This window comes from Providencia sp. SP181, assembly GCF_050446505.1.
In the GTDB taxonomy this organism is placed as follows: Bacteria; Pseudomonadota; Gammaproteobacteria; order Enterobacterales; family Enterobacteriaceae; genus Providencia; species Providencia vermicola.
The window spans coordinates 505,861-524,305 of record NZ_JBBPXM010000001.1; the positions used below are offsets into that span (position 1 = coordinate 505,861).

Annotated in this window: 13 protein-coding genes; 7 read left to right on the forward strand and 6 right to left on the reverse strand. The window is 41.6% G+C overall.

Features of this window, described 5'->3' with window-relative positions:
* Window position 1: 1 nt before the first annotated feature.
* The 3 genes from AABS66_RS02505 to AABS66_RS02515 are packed head-to-tail and all read left to right on the forward strand — an operon-like array spanning window position 2 to window position 2,629.
* On the forward strand, window positions 2-892 hold the full coding sequence (locus AABS66_RS02505; RefSeq protein WP_206084000.1) for a manganese/iron ABC transporter ATP-binding protein: 891 nt from the start codon (window positions 2-4) through the stop codon (window positions 890-892).
* A complete protein-coding gene (locus tag AABS66_RS02510) occupies window positions 889-1,770 on the forward strand; it encodes a metal ABC transporter permease (protein ID WP_430224540.1) in 882 nt (293 codons plus the stop codon). The genes AABS66_RS02505 and AABS66_RS02510 overlap by 4 nt, the downstream gene beginning before the upstream one ends.
* Complete coding sequence (locus AABS66_RS02515) at window positions 1,763-2,629, forward strand: metal ABC transporter permease (protein ID WP_206083998.1); 867 nt, start codon at window positions 1,763-1,765, stop codon at window positions 2,627-2,629. The genes AABS66_RS02510 and AABS66_RS02515 overlap by 8 nt, the downstream gene beginning before the upstream one ends.
* A gap of 105 nt (window positions 2,630-2,734) precedes the next feature.
* Here the strand turns inward: AABS66_RS02515 and AABS66_RS02520 are convergent, their stop codons facing one another.
* The 5 genes from AABS66_RS02520 to AABS66_RS02540 are packed head-to-tail and all read right to left on the reverse strand — an operon-like array spanning window position 2,735 to window position 12,858.
* Window positions 2,735-4,084 (reverse strand): hypothetical protein, encoded by a 1,350-nt coding sequence (locus tag AABS66_RS02520; protein WP_430224541.1) that lies wholly within the window; start codon window positions 4,082-4,084, stop codon window positions 2,735-2,737.
* Window positions 4,081-10,365, reverse strand: a complete 6,285-nt coding sequence (locus tag AABS66_RS02525) for a protein kinase domain-containing protein (protein WP_430224542.1) — start codon at window positions 10,363-10,365, stop codon at window positions 4,081-4,083. The genes AABS66_RS02520 and AABS66_RS02525 overlap by 4 nt, the downstream gene beginning before the upstream one ends.
* A gap of 21 nt (window positions 10,366-10,386) precedes the next feature.
* Window positions 10,387-11,016 (reverse strand): 4Fe-4S single cluster domain-containing protein, encoded by a 630-nt coding sequence (locus AABS66_RS02530; RefSeq protein ID WP_206083995.1) that lies wholly within the window; start codon window positions 11,014-11,016, stop codon window positions 10,387-10,389.
* Window positions 11,017-11,020: 4 nt separating this feature from the next.
* Window positions 11,021-12,013 carry an AAA family ATPase gene (locus tag AABS66_RS02535; protein WP_430224543.1) on the reverse strand — a complete coding sequence of 331 codons (993 nt, stop codon included), beginning with the start codon at window positions 12,011-12,013 and terminating at the stop codon, window positions 11,021-11,023.
* Window positions 11,968-12,858 (reverse strand): hypothetical protein, encoded by an 891-nt coding sequence (locus AABS66_RS02540; RefSeq protein ID WP_430224544.1) that lies wholly within the window; start codon window positions 12,856-12,858, stop codon window positions 11,968-11,970. The genes AABS66_RS02535 and AABS66_RS02540 overlap by 46 nt, the downstream gene beginning before the upstream one ends.
* 268 nt (window positions 12,859-13,126) lie before the next feature.
* On the opposite strand from AABS66_RS02540, the gene AABS66_RS02545 reads away from it, so the two are divergent.
* Window positions 13,127-13,993, forward strand: coding sequence for a fructosamine kinase family protein (locus AABS66_RS02545; RefSeq protein ID WP_206083993.1), 867 nt, complete (start codon window positions 13,127-13,129; stop codon window positions 13,991-13,993).
* Between the two features lie 513 nt (window positions 13,994-14,506).
* Here the strand turns inward: AABS66_RS02545 and AABS66_RS02550 are convergent.
* Window positions 14,507-15,046 (reverse strand): YniB family protein, encoded by a 540-nt coding sequence (locus tag AABS66_RS02550; RefSeq protein ID WP_430224545.1) that lies wholly within the window; start codon window positions 15,044-15,046, stop codon window positions 14,507-14,509.
* A gap of 365 nt (window positions 15,047-15,411) precedes the next feature.
* Here AABS66_RS02550 and hxpB point away from each other — a divergent pair, with 365 nt between their 5' ends.
* From hxpB to AABS66_RS02565, 3 genes are all read left to right on the forward strand, one after another.
* Entirely contained in the window at window positions 15,412-16,077 is a 666-nt protein-coding gene (hxpB, locus tag AABS66_RS02555; protein WP_206083991.1) for a hexitol phosphatase HxpB, read from the forward strand.
* A 191-nt stretch (window positions 16,078-16,268) separates the two neighbouring features.
* Entirely contained in the window at window positions 16,269-16,844 is a 576-nt protein-coding gene (locus AABS66_RS02560; protein ID WP_206083990.1) for a metal-dependent hydrolase, read from the forward strand.
* Between the two features lie 180 nt (window positions 16,845-17,024).
* Window positions 17,025-18,416, forward strand: coding sequence for an L-cystine transporter (locus AABS66_RS02565; RefSeq protein ID WP_206083989.1), 1,392 nt, complete (start codon window positions 17,025-17,027; stop codon window positions 18,414-18,416).
* Window positions 18,417-18,445 lie beyond the last annotated feature (29 nt).

Consider the following 18,445-nt stretch of genomic DNA (forward strand, 5'->3'; position numbering starts at 1 on the left):
TATGACTCACTCTAATCAATTTGAGCACCCCAATCTGGTCGTTGATGATGCAACCGTAACATACAATAACGGTCACACCGCAATTTATGATGCGAGTTTTAATATTACGGGAGGCTCCATTTGTGCACTCGTTGGTGTAAACGGTAGTGGAAAATCGACGCTCTTTAAAACCATTATGGGGCTTGTCACCCCATCATCTGGCAGCGTGACATTAAATGCCCAACCGATTAAAACTGCTTTAAAAGAAAACATTATTGCTTATGTCCCGCAAACAGAAGAAGTTGACTGGAACTTTCCTGTTTTAGTGTCGGATGTTGTCATGATGGGGCGCTACGGGAAAATGGGCTTTTTCCGTATTCCCAAAAAAGAAGATAAAGATGCCGTGAAGATGGCACTGGAACGTGTTGACCTTGCTGGCCTTGAACATCGTCAAATCGGTGAACTTTCTGGTGGGCAGAAAAAACGGGTGTTTTTGGCTCGTGCCCTTGCCCAGCAAGGTAAAGTTTTGCTTTTAGATGAACCATTTACGGGGGTTGACGTAAAAACCGAAAATGCCATCATCGATCTGCTACGCAGTTTACGTGATGAAGGCCACCTCATTTTGGTTTCCACTCATAACTTAGGGAGCGTCCCTGAGTTCTGCGACCAAGTCATCTTGATTAACCGTACCGTATTAGCCAGTGGCCCAACTGAAACGACGTTTACACAAAGAAACCTTCAGCAGGCCTTTGGAGGAGTACTACGCCACATCAATCTGTCAGGGCAAGAACTGCATGATGATGATGACCCTCGCTCAATTACCGTCATTACCGATGATGAAAGGGCTGCGGTTTTTTATGGTCATGATCACGATGCGCCAGTGAGAAAAAATCAGCCAAAGGGTGAAGAATGATTGATTTGTTATTAGAGCCCTTTAAATACGATTTTATGATAAAAGCCATTTGGGTGAGCGCCATTGTCGGTGCCGTCTGTGCATTCTTATCTGCGTATTTAATGCTAAAAGGCTGGTCATTAATGGGTGATGCCCTTTCCCACTCCGTTGTTCCAGGGGTAGCTGGAGCTTATGCATTAGGCTTACCTTATGCTGCAGGTGCTTTTTTTACGGGGATCCTCGCGGCACTTGCCATGACGCTGGTAAAACATTTAACTCGCCTGCGTGAAGATGCTGTTATCGGCTTTATCTTTTCCACTTTCTTCGCTGCGGGATTATTAATTGTTTCATTAAACCCAACCTCGGTAAACGTGCAAAGCATTATATTTGGTAATATTTTAGGCATTGCAGATGCGGATGTGCTTCAAGTTGAAATAATTATCGGTGTTTCATTCATCGTTTTATTATGCTTATGGAAAGACCTTTTAGCCGTCTTTTTCGATGAAAGCCATGCGCGCTCCATCGGTTTAAACCCCTTACGCTTAAAAATCATTTTCTTTACATTATTAAGCGCCTGTACAGTCGCCGCACTGCAAACGGTTGGGGCTATTTTAGTGATAGCAATGGTTGTCACGCCTGGCGCCACGGCCTACTTACTGACTGACCAATTTAAGCGATTGTTAATCATCTCCGTGACTATCGGTACTGTGACCAGCGCAGTTGGTGCATATATCAGCTACTACCTTAATGGCGCAACAGGTGGGTTAATCGTCACGTTGCAAACCATAATTTTCTTATTGGCTTTCTTCTTTGCACCGAAGCACGGCATTTTTGCCTCTCGTCGCAAGGCGAAAAAAGAAGTCGCCCGATTACACCAGCAAGGAGCCTCTCATGAGTGATTTTATTGACTTATTGATGGCACCATTCGCATTTCCTTTTATGCAGAAGGCATTAATCACCGCTATCGTAACAGGAACTGTGTGTGCGATTTTATCTTGCTTTTTGGTGTTAAAAGGCTGGTCTCTTATGGGAGACGCTATTTCCCATGCTGTTTTACCAGGGATCATTATTGCCTCGCTGCTGGGTATCCCATTAGCAATTGGGGCATTTGCCTCAGGGTTATTTTGTGCCGTCGCTACGGGTTATCTCAAAGAAAACAGTCGAATAAAAGAAGATACGGTCATGGGGATTGTGTTTTCAGGAATGTTTGCTATCGGTTTAGTGATGTTTGCTAAAATCGATACAGAGCAACACCTGACGCACATCTTATTTGGCGATATTCTGGGGATCACCGATAGCGAATTTAAACAGATTTTACTGTTTGCTGGGATCACGATTGCAATTATTTTACTGAAACGTAAAGATTTTATGCTGTATTGCTTCGACCCAAACCAAGCTCGCGTGATTGGCTTACCCGTTAAGTTGATTCATTATGGTTTGTTATCGTTATTAGCGTTGACCATTGTTGCCTCACTGCAAGCTGTTGGGATCATTCTTGTCATTGCCATGCTGATTTCACCAGGAATTATTGCGTTCGTTCTTTGTCGTAGCTTTGGCAAAATGCTGGTCGTCGCCATTATCGCTTCAGTGACATCTAGCGTCATTGGTACTATTCTTAGCTTTCATATTAATGCAACAACAGGGCCAACCATCGTGGTGACTCAAGCTGTTTATTTTGTTATTGCCCTAATCTATAGCAAGCTGGTATTAGCCCGTAAACGGAGCCAGACAAATCCCCAAAGTATGCACACAGCTTAAACTAAAATCATACGTTCATATAAAAAGGCTGATCTAAGCTATTGAATTTACCCTATATAGTTAGAGCAGCCTTTTTTTGAAATATGATAAATTATGAGTAATCGCTTATTTACGTAGTGTGCGAGGTCGCTGGTGTACAACGGTATTTCTCTGCAGTTCAGCCGCTTCCATATCATAAACTTTCATTTCGCCGCTTCCTGCGGGCAATGCACGTTCAACCACTAGCTCGGCGTCCGATTGAGCAACTAACGCTTGCAATTGCTGATGCTGACTACACCAAATTGCATCAATATCTTTGTCTCGTTGAGTGTCCCTTTCTGTGGATAATGCCACTGTACGTGTTTGAAAACGAGCTTGTTTTCCCCCCAACTCTAAACCATATCCTGGGGTTGCAGGGTGCCTGACCACGACTTTACCATCATCCATCCAGGTTTTAACATCCGTTTCTTGGACTTGATAACCCAGCTTACCTAAGCCGTCTAGCACCGTTCTTCTTTGCGCCTCTGCGACAAACGCCTGTTCCGCGAAATTAATTCGTGCATCTAATTGTTCAGCCAGTGACATCAACTCAGCAACTGAGCTTAAATGCGTTGAAGCTAATGCCTCATTAATAATTATTGTATTTTCCTCATCAGAAAAAATAGCAAGCTCAGCACAAAGCTGTTCAATTTTTTCAACTAACTCAGTATGTTGCTGGCTTTCTTTCAACTGCTTAGCCAACATTAGGATGAGTGAATCGGCTCGTAAGTGGCGCTGTGGGCTTTCATTCATGGCTTGAATTTCAGTGAGCTGTTGCTGTGCACTTTGTACTTCAGACAAATATTCCACCAGTTTAAGCTTTTCAATCATCAGTAAAATTTGCTCACATTGCTTGGCAAATGGTGATAATGGTGCTCCGTGCTGCCAAAATTGAGGGACACCATCAGATTGTGCTTTTAACTGATCTAATAATTGATTAGCAAATGGTGAAAGCTGATTTTGCACGTCATTTAATACGGCGAGTGCGCGGAAAATGAGTGAGCTCGTGGCCTTTTCGGTCATCGTATCTGCATTTTCTAACTCCGCAATTAGCTGTTTTTCATGGGGAAGTTTTTCACGAACTAACGCGGCTAAAGATTCAAGGTTGTGCTGTCGGTGCGCGTTTGTTCTTGCCACTAATGCCTGTTGTTCAAGTTGTTGTTCGCGAACGGTTTGAATCTCGTGTTTCAATGTGCCATTCAACTCACTTAATTGATTTTTCAACACCGTTAACTGGCGTGCAGGCAATGTGGCAGTGTCACTCGTTGAAAGCTGCTGAAATAATGTGGCTAATTGCTCAATACGTGACTGATGATACTGGGTTGTATTGGCCATTTTTTGCCATTGTTGAAACATTTTACTTGTCACAGCCAATTGCCGACGGCACTGGATTTCATTCATTTCCCTAACGCTGATACGATGCACAGATGAACTCATAACTCGCCCTCTTGATTAGTCGCCATGCTCTTAGAGCCATTTAAATTTAATGATGCGTGGACAATCGCGTCTTGTAACTGTTGCTGCGCTAATGCTCTATTGTTATACCAGTCAATAATCGAAATGCGGTGACGTTGGGGGATCACGCGACTTAAAATATTGCTGCGCCATAACTCTCGCGCTCTAGCCGTATGCAAAAGTGGGTGTGAGGGCATGTCACATTCAATACCAATGAGTAATTGCCCAGTTATTTTATCTTCAATCAGGCAATCAAAATGAAACACTTCTTTTTTTGTAGATACCGTTACCTGCCAACCATTTTCCTGAATAAATTCAACGACTGAAGCGACAAACGCACTTGGTTCCTCAAGTGTATCCTGCACGGCAAACTGAGTTTGGCACATTCGGTTAAGCAATTTTTGGTTTTCTTTCTGTTTTGTCGGATCACATGCGTCTTTTGCATAAGCTAAATAACCTTGTAAGTAATCTCGCGGGCTTTCAGGCTTACGATAGGTTGTCAATAAATCCGATATTTCTTCAATAGGCATCGAAGACATAATGACCACACGTTGTCGTGCCCGTGTGACCGCAACATTTAAACGACGTTCTCCCCCTGATTGCCCTAATACGCCAAAATTACGCCTAAATGTCCCTTGTGTATTACGGCCAAATGTAGTGGAAAATAAAATCACATCACGCTCGTCTCCTTGCACGTTTTCCACATTTTTGACAAAAAAGGACATGTCTTCTTCATCTAAAAAACGTTGATTTTCTTGAGTATAGGCAGCCAAGAATTCGTCGTCCTGCTCCGCACGCAAACGAATATGTTGATTAATCAATGTTGTTTGCTTTTGGTTAAAGGTGACCACGCCTACTGACGGGCGTTGTGCAAAAGGTAATTGCCATAATGTTGCAAGATGGTCGACAATCGCTGCTGCTTCTGCCTCATTTGTTTGATTTGTATACACACCATTAACCGCCACAAGTTGTAGCGGCTTAATTTTATTAACTAATTTTGCTGAAAATTGTGCTGGGATATTTAACCGGTTTTCATAGAAAGCAAAGTTTGAAAAGTTGATCAGTTCCCGATATGCCGAACGGTAGTGGATATCTAGAGTATGCACAGGCAATACGGTACGCGCTAAATGCAGCAAGTCAGGGCAATCACTAATTTGCCGATAATCCCATTCCTCATCGGCCTCTTCCTGCTGTTCATCTTCATCATCATGATTGTCTTCTTCAACCAGCTTCCCTGTGAAGAATTTCGATGGTGGCATTTGCTTCTCATCACCACTGACAATGGCTTGTTTCGCTCTAAACAAGGTAGATAATGCAAATTCAATCGGCATTTGAGACGCTTCATCATAAATTACACTATCAAACATTGCCGCTTGCAATGGCAATACTTGGCTTGCCACATCAGGTGTCATCAGCCAAATTGGGCGTAATTGCATCAAGCCAATTTCGCGTCCTTCATTAATAAACTCCCTTAAACGGCGCGCCCTTGGCCCTGCAAGGCGTGTAATTTCTTCCCATTCACGGCGCCCCCCCATTTTAGCTAAGTCATAATTGCGTGTCAGCGCTGTACGATTAAACGATTGCAGTTGTTTCTGTGCGCTTTCAAGTTCCGCTAAATCCGCCATAAATTGTATATTATTAGTTGAAAGTGCAGGTAATTTGGCATCAAATTGCGCTTTGACAAAGTGATAGAAACCGTAGCTAATGGTTTGGCTCAGTACCGCAACCCAATCTTTTTGGTGGCTATTCTCATGAATATATTGCGCAGCGACAGGGTATAATATTGATAAAACTTGCCAATGTTGTTGAGTAAAATTAGCCGTTTCCATTCTAAATAATTGATATTTTGATAAGTTATTTTTTTCTTGGAATATTTGGGCTAATTCGTCCGTAAATGATTCTCCTTTATTAATGGCACATTGGAAACGTTCAACCGTCTGAGGTGAAAAAACAGACGCCATACGTTTTAATTGGCTCGTGCTTTCACGTTGTGCTTTAACTCTTGCAATCGCAGACTGCACCTCAAGGCACTGGCGTTCAAACCCGATTTGTTGTTCATCAATAATAGCGAATAAAAAATGTGAAATTTCAGGGTATTGAAGTAATAATTGGCTCGTATTATCCACCCATTTTAATTGCTCAATTAATTGCGGTAAGTGAGCTCGCCAATCCTGTTCAAAATTAACACCCATTTTTTGATAAATAGGCATAATTTCTTGTGCAATCAAACGCCATTGTTGCTCTACCTCAATCGTTGCTTGCAACACAGGCAAACTCGTCTGATTTACCCCACTTTGCGCTATAAATTGCTGTAACAGGTTATGGCGCCCGTAATAAAATGGGTTGAGGAAGCGTAACCATGAACCTTGCATTGACTCAATTGCTGCGCGAGATAGCTGAGCCAGTTTTTTCGACTCAATCCCCTTAAACAATGGGAACAACAGTGAATCTGTATTCACCACGTCAATCAATAATAAGCGTTGATAGTATTGTTCTAATTGTTCAATAACTGTTTTACCTGTGGTGACTGAACCCTGTAAATTGATAAACAAAGCTAGCCACTGGGATAAGCTTTGCCACTGCGCCTGCGTTTGCAGGCCCAAATGCCGTTTTAGTTGTTCCAGAATTAATTCATGGCTTGTCAGTTCAGTGAGTTGAATACGGTGATAATCCGATTGGTACACCTGATCACGCTGCTTTTCAGCCTCTATAAATAATGCAATATATTGATTAAACAGCATATATTGATGGTCGTTCACAGAAAACAGGGCCAATGCTTTTAGTGCACTATTTTCATAATCGAGTTGCCACCAGGCCTGAGCATGCTGGTTTACATCATCAAAAAGTTGGGCAAATTTGGTTTGATTAAACTCATTAAATACTGGGGCTAACGCATCATTCTGGATGTTTAAGCGCTCTGAATCTTCAACCTCAATTAATTGACTTAAAATTTGCTTATAAGACAGCTGCCAATACTCATCAACATGGTTGAGTGCATGGTAATAACCATCGAGTTTTTGCTCAAAAAATTGTACTCGGTAGAGTAAATTAGCGCGTTCTTCCTGCCAATCTTGTTCAAATAATACGCTGTTTTCTTTGTTCCACAGTTGCTCGATTTGTTCACGTACCGCCAAAATAATATCACGGCCCTTTTGGTTCTGGTTGATGAGCAACGCTCTGTCGCCTAAACCATTGGCAACCAATCGCTTATATACCACCTCAAGCGCCGCAGGCTTTTGGCATACCACTAATACTGTCTGTTGATGGCCTAATGCATCTGCAATTAAACTAACGATGGTTTGGCTTTTCCCTGTTCCTGGTGGCCCTTCAATCAATAGTCCAGTTTGTTGCTGTGCCGCTTGAACGACACGTTCTTGAGAGGGGTCAGCAAGGGACAACGCAAATGGGCTCAGGATATTTTCGGAGTCCATAACAGGTTCTTGAATATTAACTGAATTCACTTTCAGTAAGGTCGACAACGCCGTTTGAGCAATAGAGGTATTCGCGATTTGCTGTAGATCGCTACTCATCGCCTGCCCAATAAATGAGGTATGAAATAGCACCGCGGAACAGGCAATTTGCGCACAGTTTTCAGCAACTGGGTCGGTTAATGCAGGTAATGGAGCTAAATCAAGGTCTTGTACTGGCAGCAATGCTGACAAACTTTCCATGACTTCACCAATGGTCAAGCCTGCTTTAGACAATAACGTGTCTAACGCTCCCTGCCATTGACTCATCGCAGGAATACCGACAAAACTCGCTAATGCAGGGTTAAGACGGACGGCTCCTCGTTCGTGGTCAAAATTCAATTGGATGGGACTTTGTTGTGCAATAGCTGATTGCATTGAAATTGGCCATAAAAATAATGGGGCAATTCGGGGTTTAATTTGGTTTGGCTGGGTATTCAGTACTAAAAAAGGAAATCCCAGATACATTCCATTTATACCTGTATCCCTTTGATATAATTGCGTATCTGCTTGCAACATTCTTAAGCGGCTATTCACACCTTTTCGCTGTAGCAACATATCGCTATCAATCGTTATCAACCCTTTTTTACGATTAAGTAGATGTTCCAATAATGTGCTTGCACGGCGAACTGCACTATCACACTCAGTTAAATCAATACGCCCTGTATTTGGCGTTAAACACATGCGAACTAAATTACCCCGCTGTGTCACCGCCGTTAGTTTTTGGTTAAAAAAGCGCAACACTTCTAGTACATATTTTTGTGATTCAGGAACTTGCCAGTGTTCTACGGGTACTGCCAGTAATACCAATATTTTCTTAAGTGAAAGCCTACGCATCAATAAAAACTGGTCAACCCAACTGTCTAAAACGGCCAACCCAATACGCTTGAAGTCACTTACTCGTTCACTAAGCAGTAAATACAATTCCTTACGCGTTAGTGAAAGCTGCTTTTTGGCGATTTCATGATCAAAATTATGAATATCGTTTTGTTTAGCGAGTTCAAATGCCTGTTCAACTAATGCTGACACTGAAATAAATTGGCCAATATCCGCACTCAATAATAGAATGTAATCAATTTCTTGTGGACTTTGCCTGTCAAATAGCCCTTGTAAACTTTCATTATGTGAATCAGGGAATTGGGCATGAAAGAGCGCCCATCTTGCCGATAATTGATTGATTGACGTAATCAATAAATACAATCTGAGGCTTTCTTCATTCAAAATGATGTTTAACTGATTTGCACGTTCACGCACCAAGTATTGGCGATGATAAAGCTGTACTAGCCAATGCTGTGGGTCAATATCTTGAACGTATTGGTTAAGAGGTTCGCTAATCAATGCAAAAGCTAAATTTGGGTTTTCTAACAACCATGCAGGGGTAATTATCTCACCGCGGTAAATCAACGGAATGTTTTCATTCAAGATTTTTAAAGCGAAGGTCAGCTTAATATCATCGAGATTTTCTTGATGAAAATCACTATCCAGCAATGCCTGCAATTTTACTAATTGCGCTTGGCTATTTTCAAATTGTGCGAGCCAAGAGCTTATATCCCCCCGAAATAAAAGTGGCAACGCATCATCCCAATGGCTAGCTTCCGCGGCCATCAATGCAAATACATCAGGTTGCTGGAATTGCCGCCCTGCAAACGTCAGCGTGTGGAAATGGCTTTGTCTATTGGTTTCTTGAATTTGAGGAGCTTGTTGAGGCTTCCCTTGTAGCCAAGCTGATACTTGTGGCCATTGCCAACGTAAAAAACGATCACGACACAACAACCCGCGTAATAACAACTGAATATTCGGATGTAAATCGTCAGGTAAATCAACGCCATTCGTCATAACCTGGATAAGAAAGGCATTATCTTGAACCTGGGTAAAGCACTGCCCTTGGGTGAGTTGTTCCAAGAGAATAATTCCTAGGCTCCACCAATCAGATGCTGCGCTGACACCACCCGCTAGCGTTTCAGGTGCTGAATAACGAGAAATATCCAGCGGTGTAACAATATCAAGGTCAAACTCAGATAGGCAGGCGGAACCATATTCAATCACAACGATATCTAAGGGATGACGACGACGAATAAGTAAATTAGCGGGACACAAATTACGATGACGCAGCCCATGTTCTGCAAACGCCGCAAGAGCCTGCCCCATTTCTTCCACTAATCTAGGAATTTCATGAGGTTGCCAAAATTCACCTTGTTGTATAAATTGGCTTAATGATCCCCCCTCAAGCATTTCAGTCACATGCCATGCACGGTTTTCATAGCGGCCTATTTCATAAAACTCGGGAACATGCTCAGTTGGGGTACGCTTAATGACTTGATAAATATTGGGATCTGGCTCCTCCCCTTTTTGATACAGGGTCAGTACACCACGTTTTTCTTCAGTACAATGCGTGACAAAGTAGCGTTCTCGGGGGCTATCACTACCATTAATCCGTCTTTCTATACGCCAAGAGCCTATTTGAGGATAGGATGACGATACAACTTCAATGACGGGTTCTACTGCGACATCAGCCCCACACTCGAGGCAAATAAAGTCATCTGCAGCTATTAGGTGTCCATTTTCACAGTAGCGTACTTGACGGTTATCTGTTTCTCTTTGATGACTGTTTGAAGCTGAAGTTTCGAGCGGAGTCACTTGCTCTTTTTCTGGTCGCCATCCTTTTGGATGAATAGGCTCTAATGTTAGGTCCCAACTACAGCGTTGGAAACTTCCTTGCTCTGTTTGGATTTGCCCCGCACAAAATATTTCCGTCAGCGGCCGTTCTGTTAAACAATGCGGGCAAAAGCGTATCATCGTCATCCTTCTCTCTCGTTGCTATTTTTTGAGTTGTTTTAAGGTGTTATCTTGCAGAGCAAGGAGTTGACTCAACCGCGACATATCATCACGTTCAGGGATCCCCGCCAGAAACAGTCTCCCTTGTTCATCGAAGGCTAAATCCAATTTCTTATCTTCTGGTGTTATAACGCGTTGGTATTGCTTAAATAATGTCTTTCCGAGCGGTGTTAGAAGGTGAAGCTGTTGGTTATCACTGCCTCTTAACATCAATGTTTGCGGTATTTCGACTTTAAAGGGTTCGCTGATCAACGCATCAATGTAGGGATTCATTCGCTTAACTCTATCTTCAATCACATCCCATTCATAACCGCTATATACTAAGATATCCCCTTGAAATCGCTGTTTTATTTCACGTATAAGTTCAAATAAAGCATCTGGCTGCTCGAATGGCTCGCCCCCTGAAATGGTGATACCATCCGCAACAGGATACCATTCTACAATTTGGTTAATCAGCTTTGCCACCGTAAGATAACTTTCTTTCACATGCCAAGTATCGGGAGATAAACACCCTTTACAGCGCAATGAACAACCTTGAAACCAGATACCAATACGCTTCCCTGGTCCTAAGGTTGTTACAGGAAAATGAATACGTGAGACGCTAATATTCATTAAGTTAATTACCAACCGCGGTTAACATGATTTGCGTATTTTCCCCCATTTGAATGGACGTAATTTGATAAGCGCTATTGGTTTGTATGTCTTGATCAAAAATTGCTCTCGATAATGGATTAATCAAATGCATTTCCAATTGATTACGGATCCCACGTCCACCATTAGAAAGATCCGCCAAGCAACTCACTTTTAACGCCTCTTTGGCTTCAGCGGATATTGAAATAGTTAAAAGCTGCTTTTCTAAGCCTAACAAAATGTTATCCACCATTTGCTCAAAAATCTGCTCAGCAACGTCTGGACGAATAAAGTCAAAAACAATAATGTTTTCACCAATACGGTTAAGTAGCTCAGGGCGATTAAGTACCAATTTAAAATGGCGTTCTATTTCATTTTTTACATTACGCGTAACCGTTTCAAACGGTTCATGTGGCTGGACGTTGGCCACCCGCTCCCCATTAGTATCTAAACGGTAGATACCGAGGTTTGACGTAAAAATAATCAACGATTCCGAAAAATATACGCGATCACCACGCCCAGATGTTAAAACTCCATCATCAATAATCTGTAAGAATTTATCCATTAAATGAGGGTGGGCTTTTTCAATCTCATCAAACAAAACCACGCTAAATGGCTTTTCACGGATCGCATTGGTTAATTCACCACCAGAATCATACCCCACATAACCTGGGGGGGCTCCAATCAGTCTCTGGTCTGCATGTTCGGCACTAAATTCAGACATATCAAAGCGAATATAAGCACTTTCGTCACCAAACAGTAATTGCGTCACCGTTTTGGCAAGTTCCGTTTTACCAACACCTGTAGGCCCTGCTAAAAACAATACACCGCGAGGACGCCCACCTTTATGGCTACCAACCCCTGTCATTGCACGTTTGATAATATCTAATAAATGCGTAACAGCATGTTGTTGACCTTTTACTCTACGTGAAATCACAGCTGGAGCATGATGAATTTTTTGCTTATCAATTTTTTCCACGGATCTTCGGTGATCCCCACTTTATATCGGCGAACGGCATCGCGAATACTGGCTGCAGGCACCTGCTCAATACGCGCCAACTGCACAATTGCCGTTAAATCCAATAAAAGCAACCCTTCGGTTTCATCAACAAAGTCATTAATTATCTGTGGCTTATCAGCTTCTTCAATACCATTAAAATCCACCAGCGAGCCTAATAAACTTTGGGCTAATAAACGGCGCACTTGACCATCAGGTTTGGCAACAGGAATAGCTCGAATACGTGGGTTATTAATGACAAACCAATCGGGTAAATCTGTTTCTTTTTCGACTATCCAAAACACCGTATTATAGAACGGCTGATGATGCTGCCCTGCTGGCCTTGCCTTGCTTTGATGTGATGCAACTAATGCACGAGTAAATAAACTGTGTTCTGCAGGGGTGAGGTTATCATGATGGGAAATTAAACAAGAAGCGAAGTCGATACATAAGGCAATAGGCTCTTGTTTATCTTGAATAAGCCGTTCAAGCAGATGATTCAACATATCAATGCCACCAGCTGCTTTACCCTCAGTAATATTTAACCCAAGCCGTTGCATAACGGCCTCAGTTTCTTGAGCATCTTGCGCGGGGTTTGCTAAGCATTGAAAGCCCACTAATGGCGTGTAAGTCAGCGCATATGCATATCCTGCTTTAAATAAGCTATTAAATAAAGACTGGTTAAATGGTAAAGGCGTGACAACTGAAGGTGCAATTTCACTGGCTTGTAAATCGCGAACATTACCAAATAACACAAACTGACTTTTCAGCGGGATAAATCGCAGTAAGTCCCTTAACCAACGTGGATTTTGAAAATCAGTATGCATGGCTTCCCCTCATTATTTCATTTTTTGCAGTTTACCTGAATAAAACAAGGAACGCGCTGGCATATCGCTTTAATAGACAAATATCTGAACATTCTCAATCTGTTCAAAAACAGCTATCTTTAAATTTGTGATAATTTATTTTAATGAATAAAATTCTTAAACGGTTATTTCGTGATAGGTGCTTCTTTTTAAATAATTATCACTGTTAATTCCCAAACTGCCGCTATAGTATTGTGTTAATGAAGACCAAAGCAGAGCGAGGTGAGTCATGTGGCAAGCAATGTGTCGTTTATTAAGTGAACACTTAGGTGAAGCGGAGCTGCGTAACAAAGTCATTCTCTCTGGTGGTGATATTCACCATACGCTAAGAATCGACTATGGCGAACACACAGTATTCGTTAAACAAAATCGACGTGAGTTTCTACCTTTGTTTAAGCAAGAAGCTGAACAGCTTGAAATGCTCGCCAAAAGCCAAACAATCACCGTTCCCAAGGTATATGGCGTGGGGAGTAATAAGCACCATAGTTTTCTTCTTCTTGAATACTTCCCTTTAAAACCGTTTGATACCACCAACGCTTGGCATTTTGGTCAACAGCTTGCCCGTTTACACCAATGGGAAGAACAGCCTAGTTATGGTTTTGATTTTGACACCATGTTAAGTACTATTATTCAACCAAATGGCTGGGAAAAACGCTGGAATTCGTTCTTTGCGGAAAAACGCATTGGCTTACAATTACAATTAGCCTCTGAAAAAGGCATGGTATTTGGTGATATTCAGCGAATTGTCGATATTGTTAAAAATAAATTAACAGGTCACCAACCACAACCCTCTTTATTACATGGTGATTTATGGCCAGCTAACTGTGCCATTACCCATCAAATCGATGGAGTTCTTTATGATCCTGCATGTTATTGGGGTGATAGAGAATGCGACATTGCGATGTTGCCATTGTATAAAAATATTCCCATTCAAATTATTGATGGTTACCAAAGTGTTTGGCCGCTGCCAAATGGCTTTTTAGATAGGCAACCTATTTACCAATTATATTATTTACTTAATCAAGCCCATATTTTCGGTAATGAGCAAAGCTACCTGCACGCCCAAAAGATAGTTGATTTGTTATTAAAGGAATAAAAAGGAACAATAGGCAAGTGAAGCCAACATCGCTACAGGTCAAAGTATGACCAAAATGTATTTTCTAAATAATTCGGACTGCAGCTAGGCGGCAAACGAAGGCACCCTTAATCACATACATAAGTATGTGACTAAGGTAACTGAGTGCAGACAACAACGCTGCGGTTTGAATAACACGCGGGATCCATCCCCTAAATAGTTCAAGCTGCAGCTAGGCGACAAGTGAATGAGTCGTTAGGAGCATACACAAGTATGTGACTAGCGCGAATGAGCGTAGTCAACAACGCTGCGGTTTGAAATATGACGGGGATGAGGAGCATACACAAGTATGTGACTTAAGATACTGAGTGAGGCCAACACCGCTACAGGTCAAAGTATGACAAAAACGTATTTTCTAAATAATTCGGACTGTAGCTAGGCGGCAAACGAAGATAGCTTGGGGAGCATACACAAGTATGTGACCCAAGTAGCTGAGTGAGGCCAACACCGCTACAGTTCGAAGTATGACGAAAATTACCAGTTAAGTAATTTAAGGATAAAATACAGCCCTATTAAAAGTACAACTGGCCAGAAATAAAGAATAAAAAATTGGGTAAAAATGGTGTGCCTTGGAATGGTGACGTTTGCTTCCAGCTCTGCTTTGGACAGCTCGGTACCTTTGGCTTTTTCCAAAATCACATGATCTTCAAGGCTTTCGCGAATAAATTTAATTTGTCGGTACATTCTTAGCCCTGATGCACTGAGAGCCAAACCAACAAAAATAAAGATAAAGATAAGAATAAAGCCAAGGTTGCTACCTGAAAAACCATTGGCAACTTGTGGTACAGGCGAATTATTCCAGAAGAAATTTAAAAATGGTGTGGTTTGCCGTGTCATTTCCGCCATTAGTTTAATAAAATCATTGGCAACAGCGTTGATCCCCTCACCTGTCAGCCCTTTCATCCCCGCGAGTTTAACTAAAGACGTCAACGTCGAAATTAAAGCTACCAGAAAAACAACCCAACCCAGAATACGTTTGCCGATTGCGACATAATTAGCATTGTGGTAATTCATTACTGCTCTTCCTCAGAGTTATTATTCTCGATAAATTTTCATGGTGACTTTTCAGGGATAATAATAGCCGAAATTATTAAATGCCTCCAAATTTACCTTGTAAAATGATGATTGTGTAATAACTTTCAGAACTTTAAACATTTTTAAAAACACATTAGATAAACAACTTTCACCATCTGTGCCTATTCGCTTTAGTGTTGAGTTGTTACAATCACCCATTCAATTAATACGAATATTTGTTCGTTTGCTGATATCATAGTCAGTTAGTAAATAAATACTATTATCGCTGGGTAAGTTCCCTTAATTCCTACTGCCACAAGGGTAAAGCTTATTGGCAATAGGGTTTACATGAATGGAGTTTTAACATGTACCATAACCTTCCCATCCAATCCGTTATTTTTGATATGGATGGTTTATTGATCGATTCGGAACCTTTTTGGGAGCAAGCTGAACTTGAGGTCTTTTCACAGTTAGGCGTTGACCTTGCGATTGCCAACACTCTGCCTGATACTTTGGGTTTACGTATTGACCATGTTGTTGAGCTTTGGTACCAAGCCTCACCTTGGCATGGATGCAGCCAACAAGAAGCCAAACAACGGATTATCGACCGCGTTGTGGGCTTAGTTGAAGAAACCCGCCCTATTTTACCTGGTGTACAACATGCTATGGAACTGTGTCGTTCAATGGATTTAAAAATTGCACTGGCATCTGCATCACCATTGTATATGCTTGAAAAAGTGTTAAATCTGCTGGATATTCGCGACTATTTTTCTGCTGTCATTTCAGCGGCTGACTTACCATTGAGTAAACCACACCCTGAAGTTTATCTGAAAGCTGCTTCTGCACTATCAACCAAACCAATTCATTGTGCATCTTTAGAAGATTCATTTAATGGTATGATTTCAGCCAAAGCCGCGAGAATGCGCTCTATTGTCGTGCCAGATAGCAAACACTTTAATGATCCACGTTTTGGTTTAGCGGATATTAAATTAAGCTCTCTAAATGAATTAGAATCAAAACATTTACGCTAGTTATAGCCATGTGTGTAATTTATGTTCACCCCTATCTGACTTAGGTAGGGGAATAACCAAAAAATATTAAATCCTTTCCTTATTTGCTAATAAATAAGAGTTTTTTTACCTTGTCTCCTCTATCTTATTCTTTTCAAACACTTTATACTGCCAATTAACTGTATAGATAAACAGATGGTATTTTATCCACCATGACCGCTGAAGGGCATCTGCTTTTTTCCGTCGCCTCTTTGATAATGGCCCATAAACTCCAAGTCACCCCTGAGCTTGCTCAAGGTGATTGGCTGCACTTGGTTCCAGGCGCGTTATTAGGTGCATTATTACCCGATATTGATCATCCATCTTCTCTACCTGGACGGCTACTACGTATTTTTTCACTTCCCATTTCTAAGCTATGTGGTCACCGCGGTTTCACTCATAGCTTACTTGCATGGTTGTTATTAATGCTTTCATGTTATCAGTGGATCCCCGTGCAATGGCCTATTCCTAATGACCTCATTCACGCTTTTTTATTAGGCTATTTGAGCCATTTAGTCGCTGATATGCTAACACCGTCAGGGGTGCCATTTTTATGGCCATTACCTCAACGTTTCTGTTTTCCCATTATCCGTGGCAAAAATAGCAAACGTAGTGAACGTTTTATTGCAATCGTTTTGACGGTTTGTGCCTGCTTATTGCCTACAGGGTATCACTTTGATTTTTATTCTCAGGTAGAAAGTGTAATAAAATATATACAAAATCAGCTAGATATACGCTTCCCTACATAATTTTCAGTTTTGTAATATAATGTAAGCATGAATAATACTATCTTATTACTATTTAGTATAAGAAATGTGTTTTCTCTGTTGATATCATATAACCAGTTGTTAGAAGCAACTAAATCCTTATAACTAATAAGGATTAAAGGGCTAGTCACATACCTTATAAAAAACGATTTGGAGTTCGGAATGAATATTCCTCTAATTATTAATGTGCTCGGCTTTGTAGCACTGCTGATACTGTTGGCAAAACTGGGAGCAAAAGGCTGGAGTCTGTCTAAAAAAGTGTTAGTCGGTCTGGTCTTTGGTGTCGCTTATGGTGTCGTGCTGCATCTCGTTTACGGAAGCGGCCACCAGACAGTAAAAGACTCCATTCTTTGGTTTAATATTGTTGGTAATGGTTATGTGCAGCTATTACAAATGGTGATTATGCCATTGGTATTCGCATCTATCTTAAGTGCTGTTGCAAGACTGCACAAAGCGTCTTCCTTGGGCAAAATTAGTTTCTTAACGATTGGAACATTACTGTTAACGACCGCAATCGCAGCCCTAGTCGGTATTTTGATTGCCAACCTGTTTGGCCTGACTGCAGAAGGCTTAGTACAAGGTCAGTCAGAAACTGCACGTTTAAGCGCCATTGAAACTAACTATATTGGTAAAGTTTCTGATTTAACCGTACCGCAACTGATTTTATCGTTTATTCCAAAAAATCCATTTGCGGATTTAACTGGAGCAAACCCGACATCAATTATTAGTGTGGTTATTTTTGCAGCCTTCTTAGGGGTAGCTGCATTACAACTGTTTAAAGACGATAAAGAGCGCGGTGAAAAAGCGTTAGCGGCAATTGATGTTATGCAAGCTTGGGCAATGAAATTAGTTCGTTTGGTCATGCGTTTAACACCTTACGGTGTCATGGCCCTGATGATCAAAGTAGTCGCAAGCTCGAATCTTCACGATATCATTAACTTAGGCACCTTTGTTATTGCGTCTTACGTCGCTCTCGGCATTATGTTTGTTGTCCACGGTATTTTTGTCGCAACAACTGGCTTAAATCCAATTAAATTCTTTAAGAAAGCTGGCCCTGTTCTGACATTCGCCTTTACCAGCCGTTCAAGTGCTGCAAGTATCCCTTTGAATATTGAAACGCAAACACGCCGTTTCGGTATCCCTGAGTCTATTGCAAGCTTCTCGGCATCTTTTGGTGCAACAATTGGCCAAAACGGTTGTGCAGGTATTTACCCTGCAATGTTAGCAGTCATGGTCGCTCCAACCATGGGAATTAACCCGTTTGACCCACTTTGGATCGCAACGTTAGTCGGTATTGTCACTGTGAGCTCAGCAGGTGTTGCTGGTGTGGGTGGTGGTGCGACGTTTGCTGCATTAATCGTCCTGCCTGCTATGGGCCTACCAGTAACCTTAGTTGCGCTGTTGATTTCCGTTGAACCATTAATTGATATGGGCCGTACAGCCCTTAACGTCAGCGGCTCAATGACAGCAGGAACAGTGACTAGTCAATTAATGGGTGAAACAGATAAAGCGGTGTTTAATCAAGATGATGATGCTGAACTAAAACACGTTTAGTCTCTTAGCTTATTTTTACTGGAAAAACC